Source organism: Virgibacillus necropolis (assembly GCF_044793635.1).
In the GTDB taxonomy this organism is placed as follows: domain Bacteria; phylum Bacillota; class Bacilli; order Bacillales; family Amphibacillaceae; genus Virgibacillus_F; species Virgibacillus_F necropolis_A.
Genome location: NZ_CP084992.1, coordinates 1,290,650 through 1,309,496, shown reverse-complemented (window position 1 = coordinate 1,309,496; position 18,847 = coordinate 1,290,650). Strand labels below are relative to the sequence as shown.

At 38.9% G+C, this 18,847-nt stretch carries 16 protein-coding genes, 1 pseudogene and 1 riboswitch; of the genes and pseudogenes, 9 read left to right on the top strand and 8 right to left on the bottom strand.

The annotated features are described in order from the left end of the window. Positions 1-305: 305 nt before the first annotated feature. A riboswitch (cyclic di-GMP riboswitch) is annotated at positions 306-404 on the top strand. The 5 genes and pseudogenes from LG329_RS06440 (at position 385) to LG329_RS06420 (ending at position 5,532) form a co-directional block, all read left to right on the top strand. Then, positions 385-963, top strand: coding sequence for a chemotaxis protein CheX (locus LG329_RS06440; RefSeq protein ID WP_404454868.1), 579 nt, complete (start codon positions 385-387; stop codon positions 961-963). Its footprint overlaps the riboswitch before it by 20 nt. Before the next feature lie 27 nt (positions 964-990). Beyond that, a pseudogene (locus LG329_RS06435) lies at positions 991-2,956 on the top strand (chemotaxis protein CheW). 17 nt (positions 2,957-2,973) lie between these two features. Then, complete coding sequence (locus LG329_RS06430; protein ID WP_404454865.1) at positions 2,974-3,435, top strand: chemotaxis protein CheW; 462 nt, start codon at positions 2,974-2,976, stop codon at positions 3,433-3,435. Positions 3,436-3,455: 20 nt separating this feature from the next. Beyond that, positions 3,456-3,815 carry a response regulator gene (locus tag LG329_RS06425; RefSeq protein WP_404454862.1) on the top strand — a complete coding sequence of 120 codons (360 nt, stop codon included), beginning with the start codon at positions 3,456-3,458 and terminating at the stop codon, positions 3,813-3,815. A gap of 22 nt (positions 3,816-3,837) precedes the next feature. Next, positions 3,838-5,532, top strand: a complete 1,695-nt coding sequence (locus LG329_RS06420) for a methyl-accepting chemotaxis protein (protein WP_404454859.1) — start codon at positions 3,838-3,840, stop codon at positions 5,530-5,532. Positions 5,533-5,613: 81 nt separating this feature from the next. Here the strand turns inward: LG329_RS06420 and LG329_RS06415 are convergent, their stop codons facing one another. Then, on the bottom strand, positions 5,614-6,003 hold the full coding sequence (locus LG329_RS06415; protein WP_404454856.1) for a hypothetical protein: 390 nt from the start codon (positions 6,001-6,003) through the stop codon (positions 5,614-5,616). Positions 6,004-6,047: 44 nt separating this feature from the next. Continuing rightward, positions 6,048-6,422, bottom strand: a complete 375-nt coding sequence (locus tag LG329_RS06410; RefSeq protein WP_404454854.1) for a PH domain-containing protein — start codon at positions 6,420-6,422, stop codon at positions 6,048-6,050. Positions 6,423-6,589: 167 nt separating this feature from the next. On the opposite strand from LG329_RS06410, the gene LG329_RS06405 reads away from it, so the two are divergent. The 4 genes from LG329_RS06405 (at position 6,590) to cysK (ending at position 10,195) form a co-directional block, all read left to right on the top strand. Then, complete coding sequence (locus tag LG329_RS06405) at positions 6,590-7,387, top strand: ABC transporter ATP-binding protein (protein ID WP_404454851.1); 798 nt, start codon at positions 6,590-6,592, stop codon at positions 7,385-7,387. Beyond that, entirely contained in the window at positions 7,365-8,126 is a 762-nt protein-coding gene (locus LG329_RS06400) for an ABC transporter permease (RefSeq protein ID WP_404454848.1), read from the top strand. The genes LG329_RS06405 and LG329_RS06400 overlap by 23 nt, the downstream gene beginning before the upstream one ends. A gap of 21 nt (positions 8,127-8,147) precedes the next feature. Beyond that, positions 8,148-9,146 carry an aliphatic sulfonate ABC transporter substrate-binding protein gene (locus LG329_RS06395; RefSeq protein ID WP_404454845.1) on the top strand — a complete coding sequence of 333 codons (999 nt, stop codon included), beginning with the start codon at positions 8,148-8,150 and terminating at the stop codon, positions 9,144-9,146. A gap of 131 nt (positions 9,147-9,277) precedes the next feature. Continuing rightward, entirely contained in the window at positions 9,278-10,195 is a 918-nt protein-coding gene (cysK, locus tag LG329_RS06390) for a cysteine synthase A (protein ID WP_404454842.1), read from the top strand. 118 nt (positions 10,196-10,313) lie between these two features. On the opposite strand, the gene LG329_RS06385 is transcribed toward cysK, so the two are convergent. From LG329_RS06385 to LG329_RS06360, 6 genes are all read right to left on the bottom strand, one after another. Continuing rightward, positions 10,314-11,852 (bottom strand): cation acetate symporter, encoded by a 1,539-nt coding sequence (locus LG329_RS06385; RefSeq protein WP_404454839.1) that lies wholly within the window; start codon positions 11,850-11,852, stop codon positions 10,314-10,316. Continuing rightward, positions 11,852-12,205, bottom strand: coding sequence for a DUF485 domain-containing protein (locus tag LG329_RS06380; protein ID WP_404454836.1), 354 nt, complete (start codon positions 12,203-12,205; stop codon positions 11,852-11,854). Before LG329_RS06380 ends, LG329_RS06385 begins: the two co-directional genes overlap by 1 nt. Positions 12,206-12,239: 34 nt before the next feature. Beyond that, positions 12,240-13,925: an acetate--CoA ligase gene (acsA, locus tag LG329_RS06375; RefSeq protein ID WP_404456442.1), complete on the bottom strand. Its 1,686-nt coding sequence runs from the start codon at positions 13,923-13,925 to the stop codon at positions 12,240-12,242. 216 nt (positions 13,926-14,141) lie between these two features. Next, the gene (locus LG329_RS06370; RefSeq protein ID WP_404454833.1) at positions 14,142-14,900 is read right to left on the bottom strand and encodes a LytR/AlgR family response regulator transcription factor; all 759 of its coding nucleotides are present in this window, start codon (positions 14,898-14,900) and stop codon (positions 14,142-14,144) included. Between the two features lie 20 nt (positions 14,901-14,920). Next, on the bottom strand, positions 14,921-16,660 hold the full coding sequence (locus LG329_RS06365) for a LytS/YhcK type 5TM receptor domain-containing protein (protein ID WP_404454831.1): 1,740 nt from the start codon (positions 16,658-16,660) through the stop codon (positions 14,921-14,923). Next, the gene (locus LG329_RS06360; RefSeq protein WP_404454828.1) at positions 16,657-18,201 is read right to left on the bottom strand and encodes a cation acetate symporter; all 1,545 of its coding nucleotides are present in this window, start codon (positions 18,199-18,201) and stop codon (positions 16,657-16,659) included. Before LG329_RS06360 ends, LG329_RS06365 begins: the two co-directional genes overlap by 4 nt. Positions 18,202-18,847 lie beyond the last annotated feature (646 nt).

Here is an 18,847-nt window from a genome sequence, read left to right as displayed (position 1 = left end):
TTAAAACCTGTCTTTTTTTAATTAGGAAAGAAAGTATAAAACTTTGGCGTTAATCTGTCTAGCGCAAGCGCCCTAGACCGCCTGAGGTTTTAAGTCAAATCTCTTTGTGATAAAAATCACCACTAAGAGTTTCGTCTTAAACTTGTCGGGGCTGACCAAGGCGCTTGCGCTTTTCTTATGCTATTAATTAAACACAGGGGATGAGAAGAGTAGTACTTTTCTAATAAAAGCTGTCGAACATCGTTGAAATTTAAATGGAAATGGTATAATATGACTAAAGAACTAGTTATAAAGACTTATATTATTGAAGATAAAGGCAAACTATTCGAAAGGGTAGGACGCAAAGCTTAGGGTCTAACGTGTGGGTTCAGAAATCTTCACACTATGATTGCCTGGTTGCCAGATAACGATTTTCAATATTTATTGAAATCAATTGGCTATTCTATGATACCTAGAGTAGTCAATTTTTTTGTGGAATTTTTAAAAAGGGAAGTGGTTGTATTGACAATTTCGGTAGAGGAAAGAAATAGGTCTGTTAAAGAATTATTGAACGGTACATATACTTCTTTAAAAACGGTAGTCCCTATTAAACATGAGATAGCTAAACCACAATTATTAGAACAACTATTACATATTCAGTTTGGCGTTCTTATCGGTATTACAGGTGATGTAAAAGGGAAATTAGTTCTAGCAGGCGATACGGCTACCTTTGGCTCAATTGGTGAAGCTATGTTTGGAATGCCTGTAGAGGGGGAAATGCTTTCGTCTTTTAGTGGTGAATTGGGAAATATGATAGCAGGAAGTCTTTCAACGAACATTGTAAAAGAGGGAATCAATACTGATATTACTTCACCAACAATCATTGAAGGCAATACGAAATTATCAGGATTTGAAAGGGCTATTAAAGTAACAGTAGACTTCGATCAGGTTGGAGAAATGGAAATTTACTTATTACTGGATTGATGGTGATTATTAGAAAGGAAGTATTGGATGGAAACGAATCAATACATAGGGATGTTTCTTGATGAAAGTAACGAACATTTACAATCTGTTAACGACAATCTTCTTAAATTGGAAAAACAACCACAAGATCTAGCGATTGTTAATGAGATTTTCAGGTCTGCACATACGTTAAAAGGTATGGCCGCGACAATGGAATTCGAGGATATTGCATCTTTAACACATCAAATGGAAAATGTGCTTGATAAAATCCGTAATAATGAACTAGCTGTAAATACTGAGGTTATTGATGTAACTTTTGAGGCAATTGAGTCTTTGGAGGAAATGGTTCGTGCAATTGGTAATGGTGAGGATGGGAAAAAAGATGTTTCAGATCTCGTTATCCGTTTAGAACAAATCGAAAAGGGCACCGCTGTTAACACTCCAAAGAAAAAGCTAAGTCAAAGTATGGATATGGAGATTGATGAATACCAGGCAACGGTTATCTCTCAGGCAAAAGAAAAGGACTTTGAAGCTTTTCAATTAACAGTTGGATTAACGGAAGATTGTATGTTAAAAGCTGCACGTGTATATATGGTTTTTGAAGTATTGAAGGAGTTAGGCGAGGTTATTAAGTCTGTTCCTTCCAGTTGAAGAACTAGAGGAAGAAAATTTTGAACAGGAATTTTCTCTTGTTTTCTTATCAAAGGAGGCACCGGAGGATATTCGGGATCGTATACCTAAGGTTTCAGAGATTCAAAAAGTTGAATTATCAAGTTTCGCTGCTTTGAAGCAACAGAAAATGCAAAATAAGCAGCCGGAAACGGTAGATAATGAGCCTAACCCTAATAATAGTAAATCAATTGGCTCTAAAACAATTCGCGTCAATAGTGAACGTATCGATGAATTAATGAATCTATTTGAAGAGGTAGTTATAGATCGAGGTAGATTGGAAGATCTCTCAAAAAAACTAGAAAACCATGAGTTAACAGAAACAGTAGAGCACATGTCCAGAGTTTCCGAGGATTTGCAAAGTTTGATATTAACGATGCGAATGGTACCTATTGAGCAAGTTTTTAATCGATTCCCCCGTATGGTAATAGGTCTAGCAAAGGATTTAGACAAAAAAATAAATTTGGAAGTAAGTGGTGCAGATACGGAGCTAGACAGAACGGTTATCGATGAAATTGGCGATCCTTTAGTTCACTTAATACGAAATTCAATCGATCATGGCATTGAATCACCATTGGAACGTAAACAATCTGGAAAGTCAGAAGAAGGAAATCTGAACTTACGTGCCTTTCATAGTGGCAACCATGTGTTTATTGAAATAGAAGATGATGGTGCTGGAATTAACCTGGAAAAAGTAGTTGAAAAGGCAGTCGAAAATAATTTGTTCACACTTGAACAATCTGAGGCTCTTCCGGATGAAGAGGTTTATCAGGTAATATTATCATCCGGATTTAGTACAGCTGATGAAATTACTGATATATCAGGACGTGGTGTTGGTTTAGATGTGGTCAGAAGTAAAATAGAATCACTCGGTGGAAGTATTTTCATAGAGTCGACATCAGGAAAAGGAAGTAAATTTTCCATCCAATTACCTTTGACACTTTCTATTCTTTCAACATTACTAGTTAAGGTTCAAACCGAAACCTATGCTGTACCACTTTCTTCAATCGTGGAAACAGTGCTGTTAGAGGAAGAGCAAATCATGTACGCACACGGGAAGAAGGTAATGGACTTTAGAGGTGAAGTGGTTCCTCTTCTATCCTTAAAAGAAGTATTCGTGGTTTACGATGACCAAGAAATAAAAGGGCAAAACTATTCGATTGTCATTATTAAAAAAGGGGATAGATTGACAGGATTAATAGTAGATTCATTGATAGGTCAGCGGGAAGTCGTCTTAAAGTCATTGGGCAATTATTTGCGTAATGTATACGCTATTTCAGGAGCAACCATTTTAGGTGATGGTCGCGTCTCGTTGATTATAGATCCGAATGCATTAATCAAATAGAAAAGAGGGGCTTACGAATGGAAGAATTGTTAAAGGTTATCGTATTTCAGTTGAAAGAACAAAAGTATGGAGTCGAAATTCAACATGTTCGTTCTATTGAAAGAGTGACGGATGTTACCGAGGTTCCTGGGACATCTAACTTTATAAAAGGTGTTATTAATCTACGTGGAGACATTACACCTATTGTTGATTTAAAGGAACGGCTACAAATAGGAGATACAAATTTCACTGATGAAACACGTGTCTTAATCGTTGACGTTAACCATGTACAAGTAGGCTTAATTGTTGATTCTGCAACTGATGTTATCGACATTAACCCGAATGTGGTTGAAGATTCTCCGAAAATTATTGGTGGTGTCAATGAAGCTTTCATAAAAGGTGTAGCTAAATTGGAAAGCAAACTATTAATTTTACTAGATTTTGAATGTATTTTAAATCTAGATGAAATCAATGAAGTGCAAGAAGTAGTAGAGAAGTAAATCAGAGGGGGAAAACAACAATGGCAAGGGTATTAATAACGGATGATGCAGCGTTTATGCGCATGCAATTAAAAGATAATATAACAAAGCTAGGCCATGAGGTGGTTGGAGAAGCGGAAAATGGACTAGATGCTGTTGAAAAATACCAAGAGTTAAAACCAGATCTCGTCACCATGGACATCACCATGCCGGAAATGAATGGTGTAGACGCAGTTAAGGAGATAAAGAAGTTGGATGCTAACGTCAAGATTATTATGTGTTCCGCTATGGGGCAGCAGGGGATGGTTGTCGATGCTATACAGGCGGGGGCAAAGGATTTTATCGTCAAGCCTTTTACCGCAGAACGAATCAAGGAATCGGTGGAGAAAGTTTTAAACTAAACCAGTAAAAGAGGGACATGTCATGAAGAAATTATTCAATTTTAAAAGTATAAATACCAAAATCCTATTCGGTTTTTCTTTAATCATTTTTTTAGTTCTTGTTTTAGGAGTATTTAACTATTTGGCGATTGAAAAAACAAACCAAGATACGAAAGAGATTGTTGATGAACAGCTTCCATTGTTAATTGCGGATGAAAAGATAGCCTATAACATGGCGAATAGAACTGCGTTAGTACGTGCTTTCTTATTATACGATGATGATGAATTTAGAAAACAATTTGATGCCCAAATAGAAGAGAGCATAGAACTTGAAGAACATGTTTTGAATTTAAGTGATTCAAAAAAAGTTGAGAAACTTATTGAGAAAAAAATAGAATGGGGAACGGCTTTAGATAAAGTTTTTGCAGCATATGACAGTGGAAACAAACAGAAAGCAATGGATATATTGTCTTCCGAAGTTAAGCCGCTTGCCAAAGAAATAATGGCTGGATTCGAGGAGATGGCTGCGACTAGAGAAAACCTAATTCAAAAAACAGGAAATGATATTTTAGAAAGTGGTAAAGCTACTTCTATTTTTGTAATAGCAGTGTCTATTTTGGTTGTGGTCCTTGGGATAATTACTGCACTGTTCACATCACGGATGATCTCAAAACCGATTGTTGCGGTTATGAAACGAATGAAGTTAATTGCGGATGGGGATTTAAGTCAAGATCTACTAGAAACAAATTCTAAAGATGAGATTGGCCAGCTAGTTGTAGCAACAAATGAAATGAATAATAATACACGGGAATTATTAAACAAAATTAATGTGGTTTCTGAATCTGTAACAGGTCAAAGCGAGGAATTAACCCAGTCAGCAAATGAAGTTAAGGCTGGTTCAGAACAGGTAGCAACTACTATGCAAGAATTAGCATCAGGTTCGGAAACACAAGCAAACAGTGCAAGTGAACTAGCATCTACCATGAGTTCATTTACAACTAAAGTACAAGAAGCTAATACAAAAGGCGAGCACATTCAACATGCTTCAGATAGGGTATTAGGAATGACTAATGAGGGAAGCCAGTTAATGCAGTCATCTAATGAACAGATGGCTAAGATTGACCAGATTGTTCAAGACGCAGTGAAGAAAGTACAAGGCCTGGATACGCAGTCACAAGAAATTTCAAAGCTAGTGTCGGTTATTAAAGATATTGCGGATCAAACAAATCTTCTCGCACTAAACGCTGCAATAGAGGCCGCAAGAGCTGGAGAACATGGTAAAGGTTTCGCCGTAGTAGCAGATGAAGTAAGAAAACTTGCGGAACAAGTATCTGATTCGGTAAGCGATATTACAGGCATTGTCGATAATATACAAAATGAAACAAATACTGTAACGAAATCATTAAACGATGGTTACGCAGAAGTTGAACTTGGAACTAATCAAATTAAGACTACTGGTGAAACATTTAGTGGAATTAGTACAGCGATTAGTGAAATGGTAACCAATATAAAAGTAATATCAGGAAACCTATCAAATATTGTAGCGGACAGTAGTGTGATGAATGGATCGATTGAAGAAATAGCATCGATTTCAGAAGAATCAGCTGCGGGAGTAGAGCAAACCTCCGCATCTTCACAACAAACAAGTAGTTCAATGGAAGAAGTTGCAGGAAGTTCAGAACAACTTTCCAAATTGGCTGAAGAGCTAAATGGATTGGTTCGTCAATTCAAACTTTAAGAGTAATAAAATAAAGGATAGGGCGCCGGAATAGGCGAACTATCCTTATTTATATTTAGTGCAACCTCGTAACCAATTCATTCATTCTTTCTTGAAAAATTTTACTAGAATATATATGATTATAGCCACAAAAGCATAGATCATGAAGAATACGAGGAAGCCCCATAATCCCATTACTGCATCAGCAAATTCCATATTGCCACGATTTGTAATGGCCTGCTGCAGCTCTATTGCAAAGACCAAAACGACCATTACTGTAAATGTATAAATAAATGATAGGATTGTAATACTCCACTTCATAGCTTCAACAATCTTGAAGAATAGATAGACAACAAAAAAAGTTACAATCCCTATAATGCCAATAATCCAGAAGTGAAGTTGTTTGTCTGTCATTTGCAGACCGACCAAATCGATTATTACATCGTGAAAATTGTTTACTATTTCTGCCAAGGTTACGATGATGTCTTTCATTCCTTAACTGCCTCCGTGTAGTTAAAAAATTCTTTTCTTACTATTTAAGCTTTTCTCAAAGAATCTATCAACTTTTTAATTTCTTTTGCAACATCAAGTGGTATCTCTACGACTGTTGCTGAATTGTTTGGAGCTGAAACTTTAATCTCTGCGCCGAAGTCTGCTGACTTAACTTTCACTGACTTTATGGTGGAAATTGGAATTTCAATACTTTTATTATCTGTTAGACCTTCAATTTTATGGACGATGACTTTATTATTGCTTACAAATAATTGCTCCATCGGTTTCGGAAATGATGCAGCAACCCCAAGTAATTTCTCACCTTCATGTAGGTTTTTCCTAATTATTTTAATTTGTTTTTTCATTACTCTTTTTCTGCCGAAACCTGCTAACTTTATCGTCTCTTCAATTGTGTTCAATGCAAGCATCTCCATTAAATCGTTTAGTTTTTAATTAAATAATTCTTCCCTCTTGAGTTTATCACATTATTTATATAGAAAAACAATTGACACAACTGTCGAAACATTAATATAATGGTTAAAACCTACTTTGTTGATAGGAATTATTATGATTAGGGGGTAGTTCGTTGTTTCTTCAAATGAATCATGTTGGAAAGACCTTTATCGATCAGGATCAGCAATCATCTTTTGAAGTTTTTTCCGATATTGACTTAAAGATTCCTGAAAACCAATTCGTATCGATTCTTGGACCTTCTGGTTGTGGGAAATCTACTTTACTATCGATGGTAGCTGGACTCGAAAACATCACAGACGGTTCCATTACACTTCAGGAAAAAGAAATTAAGCAGGCTGGCCCTGAGCGTGGCATGGTTTTTCAACAGCCTTCCTTATTTCCGTGGCTTAATGTACGTGACAATATCACTTTTCCGTTAAAAGGGAAGATGAGCAAGAAAGAAGCAAACACCCTGGCAGATCATTTTCTGAGAATGGTCCACTTAAGTAAATTCAAAACCAATTATATATATGAACTCTCAGGTGGGATGCAACAGCGTGTAGCTATTGCGCGGGCATTGGCAATGGATCCTAAAGTTTTATTGATGGATGAACCATTTGGTGCACTTGATGAACAAACACGCCATATTTTACATGACGAGTTGGTAAAAATTTGGCAGGAAACACAAAAAACTATTCTCTTTGTTACACATAGCATACAAGAGGCTATCAAATTATCAGATCGTGTTGTTGTGATGGGTACACGGCCTGGTCGCATCATATCTGATTTCACAGTAGATATACCCAGACCACGAAAACGGGATAATCCCGAGATAATAGAGCTTGAAAAACGAGTGATGGATCTGCTTGAAGGTGAGATTAACAAAGTATTGAAGGAAGAGCTGTCAAATGAAATTGAATATAGTCATTAAACGTGTGCTGTTTCTAGTTGCAATCATAGGATTATGGCAGTTAATTTATATGTCAGATGTTTTTGCAGATATTATATTCCCATCGCCTAGTCAAGTTGGGACCGCTTTATATGAAGGCTTTGATAGTGGGGATTTTGTAAAGGCTTTAGGAGCGTCTTTTAGGCATTTGTTCCTCGGCTTGTTAATGGCCATTCTTTTTGGAACAATCGTAGGCGTGATTCTAGGTAAATCGAAGCAAGCTGATGAAACAGCAGGTATGTATTTAATTGCCTTACAAAGCATTCCAAGCATTGTCTGGGTTCCACTGGCGATTATGCTTTTTGGATTTACAGAATTTGCAGTTGTATTCGTTGTCGTTTTAGGCGGTACATTCGTTATGGCGTTAAATGTCAGGTCGGCTATTCATAATGTTTCACCCGACTTCATTCGTGCAGCAAGGACCATGGGGACAAACGGTTTTGGTTTATTTTATCGAGTGGAAGTACCGGCAAGTATTCCGTATTTCATGTCAGGTGTCAGGCTTGCCTGGGCATTCAGCTGGCGTGCCTTAATGGCCGGTGAATTACTTAGTAATGGACCGGGACTAGGCTATTCATTACGATATGCACAAGATTATGCCCGTATGGATCAAGTCATCGGTATTATCATCATAATTGGATTGATCGGTGCAGTTTTCGATCAGCTTGTGTTTTCTAAATTAGAAAAAAATATTATGAAACGATGGGGTTTGGATAAATAAAAGAGAGGATGAGTATCGTAAATGAAAAAAATTTTATCAATTATTGGTTTCGTTACACTAAGTCTCATATTAGCTGCATGTGGTGGAAGTAGCGAGGGCGAAAGTGGAGATGGGGCAAAAGAGATTACGATTGGATATTTTCCAAATATTAATCATGTTGCCGGAATGGTAGCCGAGGAAAAGGAACTGTACGCAGAAACATTGCCTGATGGAACAAAGGTTAACTTTCAATACTTCCCAGACGGGTCATCTTTTATGACTGCCATTGAAACAGGCGAAATTGAAGGGGGTCTTGTGGGGCCAGGTCCAGCCATGAATCATTTTACAAGCGGAGCAAAAATAAATATTGTTGCTGCAGGATCGACAGGCGGTACTGTGATTATGGCTAGAAAAGGCTCTGATATCGAAACTCCAGAAGACTTAAAGGGTAAAACTTTCATTTCACCACATGTTGGTTGTACGCATGATGTTCAGTTCGAAACGATGATGAAAGAAGAATTCGGCATCACTTCTAAACGTATTGGTGGATCTATGAAACATGTTACAGGAAAACCTGCCACCTATGAAAGGTTGTTTGTGACAGGAAACGTTGATGCGGCAACAGTCCCAGAACCATGGGCTTCCGTTATCGAAGCGAAAGGTAGCGGTAAAGTCCTTGTAGACACACCGGACGTTGCCTATGGTGAAACCTTACCAGCGGCTGTATTTGTAACATCACAAGACCTGGTCAAAAATAACCCTGATATGGTTCAAAGTATCGTAGACGCACATAAAAAGGCAACAGAGTTTATTAAAGATAACCCAGAAGAATCTAAAAAAATTGCTATCGGTAAAATCAAAGACATTACGGATCAGAAGCTTTCTGAATCAGTCATTGATAACGCATGGAAAAGGATTGATTTCACATATAAATTAGACGGAAAGACCCTGCAGGAATTCGCTGACTCTTCGTATGAGCTTGAATTTTTGAAGGAAAAGCCGGATTTAGAGGGATTAGTTGATTCTAGTTTTATTGAATAATAGATAAAGCCAGCCGAAGTGGCTGGCTTATTATTGCTTAAGTTTTATATTTTGACTCTGCTATTCTTGTCATAGTATTATGTATAGTAAATTACTCGGAATTAATTTTTCTTATTGAGAGGTTGTTCAGGATGAAAGTAGTAAATAATGTGACAGAGCTGATGGGAGAAACACCAATCGTAAAGTTGAACAAGCTTGTCCCAGAAGATGCCGCGGATGTTTTTATTAAACTGGAAATGTTTAATCCAAGTAGAAGCGTTAAAGATCGTGCAGCGATAAACATGATCAGGGTTGCGGAAGAAAAGGGACTACTGCAACCCGGTGGAATGATTATTGAACCGACTAGTGGCAATACGGGAATTGGCCTCGCTATGGCCGCTGCTGCTAAAGGATACCAGTCAATTTTGATTATGCCTGATAACAGTACACTGGAGAGAAGAAATATTCTAAAGGCATATGGTGCTAAGGTAGTTTTAGTACCGAGCGCGGAAAAAATGCCTGGAGCTATTAAAAAAGCTTTAGAATTGCAAAAAGAAAACCCTGGAAGTTTCATTCCACAACAGTTCGAAAATCAAGCAAATTCGGATGTGCACAGATTAACAACTGCTCTTGAAATTTATGAACAAATGGACGGGAAATTAGATGCATTTGTTTGCACGGCTGGAACAGGTGGAACCGTCACTGGAACAGGTGAAGTGTTAAAGAAAAAACTTCCGGAACTAACGATTACAATAGCGGAACCAAAAGGATCACCCGTTTTATCAGGAGGAAAACCTGGTAGTCACAAGCTGGTAGGAACTAGCCCTGGTTTTGTTCCAGAAATCTTGAATACTGGTATTTATGATGAGATTTTGCAGATAGATGATGAAATAGCGATTGACATGTTCAAGAAGTTACCAAAGCAGGAAGGTATTTTTGTGGGATTGTCTGGGGCAGCATCTATTTATACGGCAATTGAAGTTGCGAAACGATTAGGGAAAGGTAAACGCGTGGTATGTATTGCTCCGGATAGTGGAGAACGGTATTTAAGCATGGATTTAATCGAGTGAAACGGATTAGAAGTTGCACTTATACTGATTTCCATAAAACTTTCTATCAGTATAAAAAAACGTCTATTTTGAAGCAAAATAGACGTTTCTTTCTCTGTAATTTTGGAAACAATCGCTCTTATATCTCTTTTTCCCGATAGCCTGTATTCGCTTTTACTTTTACTTCAGCGTATCGTCTCGAATTCGTTTCTTTAGAAAGTATCGTTCCAAGGAAACCACCGAGGAATCCTAATGGAACGGAAACCAGTGCAGGATTGGATAATGGGAATATTGGATCTCCGAGAAATAATGCTGCACCTTCGACCGGCGAGAACACGCTTGGGCTTAGGGACACAAGAATTAATGCTGAGAATAATCCAGTTAACATAGCTGTGACTGCGCCCGCTGTATTGAACTTTTTCCAATATACGGTGTAAAGGATAACCGGTAAATTGGCACTGGCAGCAATACAAAAAGCTAGTGAAACAAGGAATGCTACATTTAAGTATTGGGCAAATAATGCCAATATAATCGCAAGTACAGATACAGCTAGAGAAGCATAGCGAGCTGCCAGCATTTGCTGCTTATCGGTTGCCTTTCCTTTTTTAATGATTTGCCCGTATAAATCATGTGCAAATGCTGATGCACCTGATAAAACAAGTCCTGCGACAACTGCCAGGATTGTAGCGAATGCAACCGCTGAGATGAACGCGAATAAAATTTCTCCGCCTATTGCTTTTGCCAGTAACGGCGCCGCCATGTTTCCGCCCGGATTTGCTGCGAGGATGTTTGCTTCACCTACGAATGCAGCTGCTCCAAAGCCGAGGAATAACGTCAGTACATAAAATATACCGATTACCCATGTTGCTGTAATAACAGAACTTCTTGCCGATTTGGCATCTTTAACGGTGAAAAAGCGCATAAGTATATGTGGTAAACCAGCCGTTCCAAGTACCAGTGCGATCATCAATGAAATGGTCCCAAGTGGCTCTGTATACTTTAATCCTGGTTTTAAATAATCTGCACCATGACTCGTAACCGATTTAACTTCGTTGAACATATACCCGATATCGAAGTTGAAGTTTAACAAAACAAGGAACGAAATGATAACCATACCAGCCATTAGAAGGACAGCTTTTACAATTTGAACCCAACTGGTGGCAATCATGCCGCCAAACAACACGTAAATGGTCATCATGACACCAACAATCAATACAGCTATCCAATAAGGGATATCAAATAATAGCTGAATCAGGGCTCCTGCACCAACTAGCTGTGCAATCATGTAAAAAAGAACGATGGTTATCGTGTTAAGGGCAGCTGCGCCACGTACCTTTGTAGCATCGAAGCGAGACTTAAGCATATCTGCTAGTGTGTATTTCCCAAGATTTCTTAATGGTTCTGCGACTAAAAACAACACAACCAGATAAGCGATCAGGAAACCGATGCTGTAAAAGAATCCGTCAAAACCATACAATGCGATAGCACCAGCAATACCAAGGAAGGAAGCGGCTGATAAATAATCCCCTGCAATCGCAATACCATTTTGCCAACCTTTCAGTTCACCGCCAGCTGTGTAAAAGTCACCGGTTGTTTGGGTGTGTTTGGCAGCAAAATACGTAATAACAAGTGTTAAAATTACAATCGCAAGAAACAGAACGACTACTGTTGTATTCATTAGTTTTTCCCTCCTTTGTCAAGCTGTTCATCAATGATTTCATCTGCCAGCTTATCAAAGGATGCGGCTTTTCTCACATATAACGTACATAGGACCCATGTCATCACAAACTGTGAAAATGCAAATAACCATACCCACGAAATATCACCAATCACCGGTGTATTTAGGAACGTTGTATAGGAAGTCAAAATAGGAAGTAAAAAATAGAATACCAGAAAAAATATCGTTAATGGTACGATGAACTTTTTTCTATCGCTCATAAGTTTTTTAAACTTCGGGCTTTGTTCCACTTTTACATAATCGATCTGATTATGTTTATGATTATCAATTTTGTTTGCGCCTGCATTACTCATGAAAAACCTCCTCAAACTATTTTGGGTAAAAATACTATTCTTCCATTGTTGAAAGATCGCCTGTTGGAAGTCCAAGGTCCCATGCCTTTAGCACACGGCGCATGATCTTCCCGCTTCTGGTTTTCGGTAAAAAGTCGCGAATCTCTAATTCTCGTGGTGCAACATGGGCTGCTAATCCTTGTTTTACGAATAAACGAAGTTCTTCTTCTAGTTCCGCGCTTTGCGTAAAACCATCTTTTAACGAGACGAATGCTTTAATAATTTCTCCACGGACTGGATCAGGTTTTCCAATAACCGCTGCTTCAGCTACAGCTGGGTGTTCAACAAGTCTGCTTTCCACTTCGAATGGCCCAACCCGTTCACCGGATGTTTGAATAACGTCATCATCCCGACCTTCAAACCAGAAGTATCCTTCTTCGTCGTGAGAAGCCAGGTCACCCGATTCATACCAGCCTTCAAATGGAAAATACTGATTAAATCGTTCTTCATTTTTCCAGACGTTTCGCAGCATTGATGGCCAACCAGCTTTAATACATAATTTGCCCATTTGTCCTGGCGGAAGTTCATTTCCCACATCGTCTAAAATAGCAGCTTCAATGCCAGGAAACGGTTTTCCCATAGAGCCTGGTTTCAATGGCATGGAAGGGTAGTTTGAGATAATAATTCCACCGGTTTCTGTCATCCACCAATGGTCATGAATGCGTTGGTTATAAACTTTTGTTCCCCAGTGAACGACTTCTGCATTTAATGGTTCTCCTACACTTAAAATGTGACGTAAGGAAGTTAAGTCAAAACCTTTTGTTGCGTCATCGCCGATCGCCATGAGTTTGCGGAATGCTGTTGGTGCACTCAACCAAACGGTTACTTGATATTTTTCAATGGTTCCATACCAATCTTCTGGACTAAAACGGCCACCGCGGATAAGATTGGAGGCACCGTTCAACCATGGACCAAAAATTCCATAGGATGTTCCTGTTACCCAGCCAGGATCAGCTGTACACCAATATATGTCATCTTCTTTAAGGTCTAATACCCATTTGGCAGTTTGATAGTGTTGGATCATGGCGTTGTGAACGTGCAAGACACCTTTTGGTTTCCCTGTTGAACCTGACGTGTAGTGAAGAATCATTCCATCTTCACGGTCAACCCATTCGATATCCAGATCTCTTGAAGCGTCTTTCATTTCTTTTTCGTACTGGTAAAATGTCGTATCCTCATCGTCATTTGGTGCATCACCTTCACCGACTAAAATAATATGTTTTAAATGTGGAAGTTCTTTGTAAGGGACACGTGGTAGTAGGTCAGATGTTGTAATTAAAACAGAAGCATCACTATTCTCAAGTCGGTCACGAACTGCCTGTTCCATAAAAGCTTCAAATAATGGTCCGGAAATTGCTCCGACTTTTAATATTCCGATCATGCTTACATACAGTTCAGGTGATCTTGGCATAAATAAAAAGACACGTTCGCCTTTTTCGATGCCAATTTTCCGTAATACATTTCCGAATTGATTGGACAGGAATTTCATGTCCTGGAAGGTATATTTTTCATCACGTTTTGAATCACTGTAATAGAGAGCTACTTTATTTTTTCTCCATGTTTCTGCATGCCGATCAATTGCTTCATGCGCCATATTCACGTTTTCGGATTCATGCCATGAAAATGTTTTTTCAGCATCTTTCCATGAAAAATTAGCACGTGCCTCATCATAATCAGGCATATTTGCTTGCACCTTTAGTGGAGCAATTGTTTTACTCAATTTTATTCCCCCTTGAATGAAGTAATATGTGGTCAACTTAGTCTGGATTGACATCGCGCGACCACATAAATTGAAAGCGCTTACTAATCATTATAAGGATAAGGGAGGAACCTAAGGACAAATTCGGGTCAATGGTTGAAATTAATGTTCGAATTGTTAAAATTTGCCCATTAGTGGTTATTTTTTAAAAATATCAAGGAGTACTTTTCGTGCTGAACGGCTAACTGGTAGTGATGTATGATGCTTGTCCTGAAGGGTTACATTACACGTCCCGTTAAACCATGGTGTGATTTCCCGTATGTAATTCAAGTTCACTAGATAGCTTCGATGTGTTCGAAAAAAAGAAAGTCCTTGCAGTTTTTCTTCTAATTCCTGTAACGTCATACGGCTTTCAATCACCTCATCTTTCGTATGAATCTCCAATAAACGTTTGGATGGGACTGCATAATAGATGGAATCCGGCGACAGAACGACCATGCGATCACCATCATCAACGAGTAATTTTGATGTAGGGGATTGATCTTGTGGTGGGATGTGCTGGTTTTCGCTATTATCCATTTGTGACAGATGCTTTCGAATGCGGGTCATCGTTTTTTGAAAACGTGCCTCATCATAAGGTTTTAACAAATAATCAATTGCATCAATCTCAAATGCATCAACTGCATATTCGTCATATGCAGTCGTAAAAACGAATAATGGTGGTTGAATATAGGCAAGTTCCATAATTCGTTTAGCTGCTTCAACACCAGGCATGCCCGGCATCTGAACATCAAGAAATATGACGTCAGGTTCATGCTCCATATACAGCTCTACTAATTGTTCTCCAGTTTCAGCGCTGGGATAGGTCATGACATCCTGTTCATTTTTCAGTAGGTAGACCAGTTCTTCCCGTGCCAATTGTTCATCTTCAGCAATCATGGCATGAATACTTTTCATCAAAAATACCCCCTCAATCCTTAATCTTTACACGGAATTATAAAGTAAATTTCACTTCCACTGGAAGGTAAATTCCGAATATGTAAACGTGCTGATTCTCCCAGTAAACTAATTAAACGTTGATTGACATTATACAATCCTGCACCGCCGTTTTGATTCTCTGTTAATGACTCATGACCAACACGATTCAAAATATCTTCAGGAAATCCGCGTCCATTGTCACGAACGGTTATTTTAATGGATAGATCGAACTTTTCAATTGTTACCGTTACAACGCCACCGTTTGTAACGTTTTCCAGACCATGTTGGACACTATTTTCAACTAAAGGCTGAATCGTTGACGGTGGGATGAAAACTTGTGAAATGCCTTCTGGTTCGGAAAAATTAATTTGTAGACGACTGGAAAAGCGGGTTTGAATAATATCAATATACGCTTTTACGTGCTGACATTCTTTTTCCATTTGTACAAGTGATGACGATACAAGCCCGATATTAAATCGCATATAATGAGCCAATTGGACGGTGATGTGTCGTGCTTTTTCGGGATCTTTTCGAAACAAAGCTGCAATCAGGTGAAGCGTGTTAAATAGAAAATGCGGATTAATCTGAGCCTGAAGGTTTCTTAGCTCTGCGTCACGCATATGCGTTTTAAGTTTTTCGGTTGCAATCGTATTCAGCTGATTGGATATCAGCTGTCCCAATCCTTGAGCTAACATGAGCTCCACTGGCCTGATATGCTGGCCTTTTCGAAAGTAAAATTTAATAAGCCCTGTTGCATCATTTGCATTCATGATTGGAATCATGATGGCAGCTTCCAATGGACAATTGTGGTGTGTACATTGTATTTCCGAATGTGAATAGGCCACTTGCATCTGGTTAGAAGCAATCGCTTGGTGGGAAAGGGACGTGGTAATTGGATCACCTTCCCGGTGATGATCATCTCCTAATCCTTTATGTGCCAAAACCACCTGTCCATTTGTTACAGAAACGGCAGCTAATTTCAACCGGTCGTAGAGTAAATTGGCAATTCCTGCAGCCATTTCACGGGAGGAGTCTTTTTTTAAAAAAGGGAGTGCTTCCTCCGCAATTGTCAATGCCTGCTTCGTTGCCAGCGCCGCCACATTTTCCTGTTCCCTTAGTACAATCCCAATCATTGCTGTAAAAATAGCAATCGCAATGCTATTAGATAACACGAGAGGTAATCCAATCGTATTAACAATCGCAATCATGTTATCTGGATGTGATTCAAAGATGAGCAGCAAATGCATTTGGAGAACCGGTGGGAAAACGCCGATAAATAGTGCTTTCATCGGAGAAATTACCCTTTCGTTTGAAAAGAATCGCGCAGTTAATCCTGCCAGTAATCCTGTTAATGGATTGACTAGGCTATTTGCAATAAAACCGATGCCACCCAGGTAAAAAAGATGTCCTCCAGCAATGAGGCCAGCACCTAGTCCAACAACAGGTCCTCCTAACAATCCGGCAATCACAATAGCGACAAGACTTGGGCTTACAACCATTTGCCCATCGCTGACAGACCAGATAAAATCACGGACAACAACAGAGTCTCCCTCAATGACAACGCCTGTGATTGTACCTGCGATTCCAAAGAGGCCAAACATACAGGCATGTACAAATGACATTCTTTTGCTGAATTCACGATAAAGCAATGATCGGAAACCGGGAATACGCGTAAGTACGAAGGCAAGAACCAATAATAATCCCAGCCGTTCAAATAAAATGATTGTCAAGTACTTCACGAGCCATCACTCCTTGTTTCAATCCCAGTCTGTGATTTTATATAGAACTGCCTAAACTCTCTTTCTGTTTGGATTGGATCGCTTGAAAATATCGACCCAAGATATGCACCTAAGAATCCGATAGGAATGGCAATAATGCCCGGGTTATACAGTGGGAAAAGTGGATCCCTGGCAATCCAGCCTCCATCCGGATTCATTATGTGCGGACCGACTAACAGAAGGGTCAGTGAAGCGGTCAATCCACATACCATTCCAATGATTGCCCCTGTTTGATTAAAACGTCTCCAGTAAATGGTGAACAATAGTACAGGCAGGTTACTTGAAGCCGCAACAATGAATGTTAAGGAAACAAGGAACGTCACATTAATATTTTTCAAACCGAGCGCAAATAACGTTGAAATGACACCAACAACAAAAGCAGTCCACTGTGCAGCACGCAATTGTTTTTTCTCGGTAGTACGTCCTTTTTTAATAATATGGTAATAGATATCATGTGAAAAAGCAGTTGTGGCTGAAATAACTAAACCAGCGACAACCGCTACTATTGTCGTAAAGGATATAGCTGCAATAAAGGCTAACAGAAAATCGCCGCCCAGCTCCTCAGCCAATAAAGGTGCAGCCAGATTCCCAGTCGGATCAAGTGCGACCAATTCATGAAATCCAATTAAAGCAACGGTTCCAAGTCCCAAAACAAGTGTGACTATGTAAAAGGCTCCAATAATCCAACTTGCGGTTAATAGTGACTTGCGCACTTCCTTCGTATTCCGGACGGTGAAAAAACGAATCAGTATATGTGGTAATCCTGCCGTTCCAAGTATTAAAGCTAGATGAAGCGAAATCGTTTCCAAAGGATTAGTAAATAAATTGCCAGGTAGAAAAAAGCTTTCACCTAACGGGGTGCCCATTTTAACCTGTGCAATCAATTCGGTAAGATCCCAATCAAAACGGGAAAATACTATTAGTGATAGAAGAAATGTCCCTGACAATAACACCACTGTTTTAACGATTTGCACCCATGAGGTAGCATACATGCCACCGAATACAACATACACTGTCATTAAACTTCCGATAATTAGCACGGAAGTCGAATAGTTAATATCCAGTAGCAAACGAATTAAAAGACCTGCAGCCACTAGTTGTGGAATCATATATAGTATGGAAATGATAAATGCCCCGATAGCCATTAACAAGCGCATTTTATTACCTGGAAAACGGGAACAGATAACATCACCAAGTGAAAATTTACCCAGGTGATGAACAGGTTCGGCAATAAAAAACAACACAATTAAATAGGAAACCAAGAAACCTATCGCGTACAGAAAGCCATCAAATCCATTGATTGCAATCGTGCCAACGATACCTAAAAAGGAAGCGGCACTAATGTAATCCCCCGCAATCGCCATCCCATTTTGTATCCCGGTTAAACTACCAGCCGCAATATAATATTGATTCGTTGTTTTACTCTGCTTTGCCGCCCAGTATGTAATAATCAGCGTACACACAATGATGCATAGGAAAAACAGGAAATAGGTAAGGTTCACTACTTCACCTTCTTCTTTATTTGGCCAAATTACAGATTCATATGAACTATATGAATAAGAATGAAAATTAAATAAATACAAAACTTTCTTATTATGAATATTATCCTACTATTTGTTATTAGTAAAGATTGTGAATTGTTGATTTACAGGAGTTATTTTTGAAGGAAACTGATTATTCGCGTTGGATTATAGTAATTAAAGGAGTAAGTATAAAACTTTCAAATATTAAATTCCTTTGATAACCTGTAAAAAAGAATTTTTTATAAGAACTTTCCAAAATAATGGTTGACCACAATTTGAGTTTTTGGTAAATTGTTAATAATAAGAAATCAAAGAACTGTTAAATCTAATTGACTGTACTGACGAAGTAGAGCAAATCCTTAGATTAAAACCAGTTATATAGGTTGGAGTCTGCTTTCTATTAGCTCTAATCCATATTGCTGGTTTTTTGTTTTTTAAATGTAGGCTCATTTCGCACGCATTGTTGATATGTAATGCGGCGTAACTGCTGGTTGATTTCGCTGCGGACAGTTGCTTTCCGCTGGCACGGCTTCAGCCTCCTCGCGGAAGACCACCGTTGCGGGGTCTTCAGACTCGTGCTGTTCCCGCAGGAGTCAACTGTCCGCAGCGAAAACCAACTGCCATA

Excerpts from the sequence above, each read along its gene's own strand:
- LG329_RS06440 (WP_404454868.1), top strand. The coding sequence starts at position 385 with ATGATTGCCTGGTTGCCAGATAACGATTTTCAATATTTATTGAAATCA.
- LG329_RS06430 (WP_404454865.1), top strand. The coding sequence starts at position 2,974 with ATGGAAGAATTGTTAAAGGTTATCGTATTTCAGTTGAAAGAACAAAAG.
- LG329_RS06425 (WP_404454862.1), top strand. The coding sequence starts at position 3,456 with ATGGCAAGGGTATTAATAACGGATGATGCAGCGTTTATGCGCATGCAA.
- LG329_RS06420 (WP_404454859.1), top strand. The coding sequence starts at position 3,838 with ATGAAGAAATTATTCAATTTTAAAAGTATAAATACCAAAATCCTATTC.
- LG329_RS06415 (WP_404454856.1), bottom strand. The coding sequence starts at position 6,003 with ATGAAAGACATCATCGTAACCTTGGCAGAAATAGTAAACAATTTTCAC.
- LG329_RS06400 (WP_404454848.1), top strand. The coding sequence starts at position 7,365 with ATGAAATTGAATATAGTCATTAAACGTGTGCTGTTTCTAGTTGCAATC.
- LG329_RS06395 (WP_404454845.1), top strand. The coding sequence starts at position 8,148 with ATGAAAAAAATTTTATCAATTATTGGTTTCGTTACACTAAGTCTCATA.
- cysK (WP_404454842.1), top strand. The coding sequence starts at position 9,278 with ATGAAAGTAGTAAATAATGTGACAGAGCTGATGGGAGAAACACCAATC.
- LG329_RS06385 (WP_404454839.1), bottom strand. The coding sequence starts at position 11,852 with ATGAATACAACAGTAGTCGTTCTGTTTCTTGCGATTGTAATTTTAACA.
- LG329_RS06380 (WP_404454836.1), bottom strand. The coding sequence starts at position 12,205 with ATGAGTAATGCAGGCGCAAACAAAATTGATAATCATAAACATAATCAG.
- acsA (WP_404456442.1), bottom strand. The coding sequence starts at position 13,925 with ATGCCTGATTATGATGAGGCACGTGCTAATTTTTCATGGAAAGATGCT.
- LG329_RS06370 (WP_404454833.1), bottom strand. The coding sequence starts at position 14,900 with ATGAAAAGTATTCATGCCATGATTGCTGAAGATGAACAATTGGCACGG.